This window comes from Streptomyces huiliensis (genome assembly GCF_020037025.1).
GTDB lineage: Bacteria > Actinomycetota > Actinomycetes > Streptomycetales > Streptomycetaceae > Streptomyces > Streptomyces huiliensis.
The window spans coordinates 1-3,959 of the sequence record NZ_JAIQLH010000343.1 but is presented as its reverse complement, the minus strand read 5'-3'; the positions used below and the strand labels follow the sequence as shown (position 1 = coordinate 3,959).

Below are 3,959 nucleotides of genomic sequence, written 5' to 3'. Positions count from 1 at the left end.
CCGGTCCGGGGCCGGGGCGGGGCGGTGTCCAGGACCCGGCAGCCGGGAATGGCGGCCGCGCACCGCGCGCACGTCTCCGCGATCCGCCACAGCCTCCCGGCCCGGTCCGCGCACACCGTCAGGACCACGGGCCCGCCGCACCGTTCCGCCGCCGCCCCCGGCCGCCGGCCGTCCGGCCGCCCGGTGACCTGCTCGGGGGTGTGCCACGCGCACTCGGCGGCGCGGCATGCGCACCACACCTCGCCGCGCGGCCCGCCGGCCGCGCGGATCCGGGCCAGGTGCATGTTGACGTGTTCGACCGCGGCCTTGCGCCCTGCGGCGGCACCGTCGGAGAAGTGCCGGTCCCCGCAGGCCGGACGGGAGCAGGAAAGCCGAACCGTCCCGGCGGACGGGCGGCCGGAGGGGTCAAGGCGTACCGTCCACACCCGCCCCGCGACGCGCTCCTGCTGCGTGCCGGCCTCCACTGCCATGTGCGTACTCCCAGCGCTGGTTGGTCCGTTGTCCCGAGCGGTCACCATCATCGGGGATTCCGCCCGGCCGTCCCGGGGAAAGCGGGTTTCTGCCGTGTACCCGTGTTGACCGCGGGCACGGGACGGCGACGGGCACTACGCTGCGCGCCCGCGGGACGTCTCGGCCCCCGGCCGGAGTCACGACCCCGGCGGCCCGCCTGCGATAGTCCCCGGCCCGGCGGCGTGGGGGCCTGGGGCTGTGGAGGAAGGCGCCGCCTTGCCCGGGACGGACGGACGAACGGCGCCGCCCCGCCCGGGCCGGTGCCGCGACTCCGCGCGTACGTCGACAGGGGGCCCATGCCCTGGTCCGGGAGCCGTGCCGTGGCGGCCTGCGCGGTGGCCGCCGGGGCCTGCGCGCCGTCCTGGGTCGGCGTGGCGGAAGGCGCGGGCGGACCTGTGCCCGACGGACACCGTCTCCAAGACGCCGGCCGACCAGGGAGTGATGCTCGGGGCCGAGAGCCCGGCGGCCATGTCCCACGTCGACGAGCGCACGTGCGTGCGCCTGCCGATCATGCGGGGCGAGTGCGCGACGGACCGCGGCGCGGGATCGGTACCGGCCGACGGCGGGATCACCTGCACGCGGTCCTCGGGCGGAAGCGTGTCCCTCACAGGGGTGACGTTCGACTCGGCCGACGCGTCGCCACCGGGCAGGCGACCCCCAGGTGCACCACGGCCGGCAGGGCGGTCCCCTCCACCACCCCCAGCGGCCCCCCTGCCGCCGGCAGCCGCAGTACGCGGTGCGGCGGGACGGCGTGGACGGTCGGTGGTGGGGGAGCGCATGGACGGCCGCCTTTCGGCTCCGGACGGGCCCGACCGGGACCGGGCCGGCGTCAGGTCAGGGAGCCACTGCAGGCGCCGGAGACCCGCCGGTCAGCGCAGCGAGTCGAGGGCCGCGACGATGTCGTCCGGTTCGGCGCGCACGGCGTAGTCCGCCGCGACGAAGGACCAGCGGATGACGCCTTCGGCGTCGATGACGTACGTGGCGGGCATCGGCAGCGTACGGCGGTGGCCGTTGTTGACGCGCTTGAGGTCGAAGCCCAGCTCGTCGTAGACGTCGGCGAGGTCGTCCGGCAGGTCGAAGGCGAGCCCGTACCGTGCGGCCGTCTCGCACCCCTCGTCGCTGAGGACGTCGAACGCCAGCCCGTGCCGCTCGCTCAGCGACAGCGACTCGTCGGGGACCTCGGGGGAGACGGCGACCAGCCGCGCGCCCCGGGCGGTGACGTCGGGGAGCCGCTGCTGGAGCGCGCGCAGTTCGAGGTTGCAGAACGGGCACCAGGCGCCCCGGTAGAAGCTGAGCACCACCGGGCCCCGGGCGAGCAGGTCCGAGAGGACCACGGTCTCGCCCTTCGCGGACGGCAGGGTGAAGCCGGGGGCCTGGGCGCCGGGGCCCAGGGCGCGCTCGACCTGCCCGGACTCGGTCAGCCGGGCCGCCGCGCGGTCCATGACCTCGATCATGTGGGGCGGTATCCGGTCGTGGCGGCCTTCGTGGACGGCGCGCAGTGCGGCGTGGAGGTTCACGGGCTCTTCCTGTCTCTGGTTTCCGGGCTGTCTCTGGTTTCCGGGGCGCCGGGCGGCCGGGGGGCACGCAGGGGCGCGAGGACGGATTCGACGACGGCGGTCAGGGAGGCGGCGTCCGCTCCCGCGCGGGAGCGGAGGTTCACCCCGTAGGCCAGGGCCGCAAGAACGGCGGCGCCGGCGTCCGGATCGGCCGCGGGGTGTAGCTGGCCCAGCCGCCCGGCCGTGACCAGGGCGGCGCGCAGGGCTTCGTGCAGGTGCCGGTGGTGACGGTCGAGCAGGTCGCGGACGACCGGGTCTTCGCACTCCGGTCCGGCGTGGGCGTTGGTGATCAGGCAGCCCCAGCCGGCGTACCCGCCCGAGCAGCGGTACTCGACGAGCGCCGCGAAGAACTCCTCGACGGCGGCGAGCCCGGTGCCCGCGCCGGCGACCCGGGCGAAGGCGGGGGCGGAGTGGCGCTCGATGTAGCGGCGCAGCGCGGCGGCGTACAGCCGGTCCTTGGTGCCGAAGGTGGCGTACAGGCTGGAGCGGCTGAGGCCGGTCGCCGTCACCAGGCCCTGGATGCCGGTGCCGACCATGCCCTGCCGCCAGAAGACTTCCACGACCGTGTCCAGGACGGCGTCGGGGTCGAAGTGCTTGCTGTCCGCCACTACTTGCCACCCTTCTTGGAACGACTGTTCCAAGTTAGCGGGCCGAGAGCGACTTTCCAAGTGCCCGGCGGGCAAAGGCGGGAGGGGCGCACCGCGAGGTGGATGTCACCAGCTGGTCATGGACATGTCTTCAAATCGTCCCGAGGGCCCGATTCAAGATCATCCGCTGATACGTTCCTCCTCGCCGGGCTTCAAGATCATCAGTGCCCGGCCGAATCACCATCAAGGAGCAAGAAGTGAATTCCGCAATTCGGGGGAAGAACGCGGGCAAGCGTGCCGGCGCGATGGCGGGCCTGCTGCTCGCCGCCACGCTCGGCGGCGCGGCGATGGCGGCGCCGGCCCACGCCGACGACGTGTACGGCCACTGCACGGGCGAGGGCGTGCGCATCCGCGCCGCCGCGAGCACGTCCAGCTCGGTCGTCGGCCTCTGCTACAGCAACCACCGCCTGGCGCACCGTGACGTCTCGGGCGACGGCCAGTGGGACAAGGTCTACGACGTGAACACCGGCGTCTCCGGCTGGATCTCGCACGGTTACTGGAGCTGGTAAACAGCGGCCGGGGCCACGGGGGCACGTACCCCGTGGCCCCGGGGCTCACCGCCGGTGAGCTTCGAACCAGTCGACGGCACCCCGCACCGTGGAGATCTCCGCGGCCTCCTCGTCGGGTATGTCGACGGCGAGCTCCATCTCCAGGGCCGTGGCCGGCTCGACGAGATCCAGGGAGTCCGCTCCCAGGTCGCCGCCGAACGACGCGTTGTCCGTCACCTCCTCCGGCTTGACGTTCAGCTGCTCGACGATGACGCGCTTCACGCGCTCCTCGACCGTGGACACTCCGCGACCTCCCGAGCCGACGTGCGGGGGAACGGGCAGAGCCTGCCCGCTCTCACGATTGGTCACGCGCCGACGGAGCGGCGCCAAGCAGCCCGGAATTCAAGGGGGTTGTCGACGGACGCATGGGACGATCAGGCCATGGAGAACACCGGTCCGTCGTTCCGCCGGCGCCTGCTGCTCGAGTCGCTCGCCGTCCTGGCGGCCGACGCCTCGGCCCAAGTCGCCTGGCTGGCCGGGCACGGCGTGCAGGCGGATGAGATCGCCCTGGACTTCGACCACGCCTACGGACTGGCCCCGCTCCTGGTGGAGGAGGGGCGACTCGGCCACGGCGTCCTGCCCGACCTGCGGGAGATCGACGCCGTCTGCGCCGGAATGACCGGTGACGACTGGACGCGGGAGGCGTTGCGCACCGGTGAAGGGTGGGACAGGGTCCGTCATGCCGCCCGCCGGGTCCT

At 73.9% G+C, this 3,959-nt stretch carries 5 protein-coding genes and 1 pseudogene; 2 read left to right on the top strand and 4 right to left on the bottom strand.

Features of this window, described 5'->3' with window-relative positions; genetic code table 11:
* The 3 genes and pseudogenes from JNW98_RS32905 to JNW98_RS32895 form a co-directional block, all read right to left on the bottom strand.
* Positions 1-470 (bottom strand): annotated as a pseudogene (locus tag JNW98_RS32905) (hypothetical protein); the annotation flags it as partial.
* Between the two features lie 909 nt (positions 471-1,379).
* Positions 1,380-2,027 carry a peroxiredoxin-like family protein gene (locus tag JNW98_RS32900; RefSeq protein WP_223771961.1) on the bottom strand — a complete coding sequence of 216 codons (648 nt, stop codon included), beginning with the start codon at positions 2,025-2,027 and terminating at the stop codon, positions 1,380-1,382.
* Positions 2,024-2,674, bottom strand: a complete 651-nt coding sequence (locus tag JNW98_RS32895) for a TetR/AcrR family transcriptional regulator (RefSeq protein ID WP_223771960.1) — start codon at positions 2,672-2,674, stop codon at positions 2,024-2,026. Before JNW98_RS32895 ends, JNW98_RS32900 begins: the two co-directional genes overlap by 4 nt.
* Positions 2,675-2,910: 236 nt before the next feature.
* On the opposite strand from JNW98_RS32895, the gene JNW98_RS32890 reads away from it, so the two are divergent.
* Positions 2,911-3,222, top strand: a complete 312-nt coding sequence (locus JNW98_RS32890; protein ID WP_223771959.1) for an SH3 domain-containing protein — start codon at positions 2,911-2,913, stop codon at positions 3,220-3,222.
* 45 nt (positions 3,223-3,267) lie between these two features.
* Here JNW98_RS32890 and acpP read toward each other — a convergent pair whose 3' ends face one another.
* Positions 3,268-3,504, bottom strand: a complete 237-nt coding sequence (gene acpP, locus JNW98_RS32885; RefSeq protein ID WP_223771958.1) for an acyl carrier protein — start codon at positions 3,502-3,504, stop codon at positions 3,268-3,270.
* 138 nt (positions 3,505-3,642) lie between these two features.
* Between acpP and JNW98_RS32880 the strand changes: the two genes are divergently transcribed.
* Positions 3,643-3,959: hypothetical protein (locus JNW98_RS32880; protein WP_223771957.1), on the top strand; the 317-nt coding region annotated here is incomplete at its 3' end.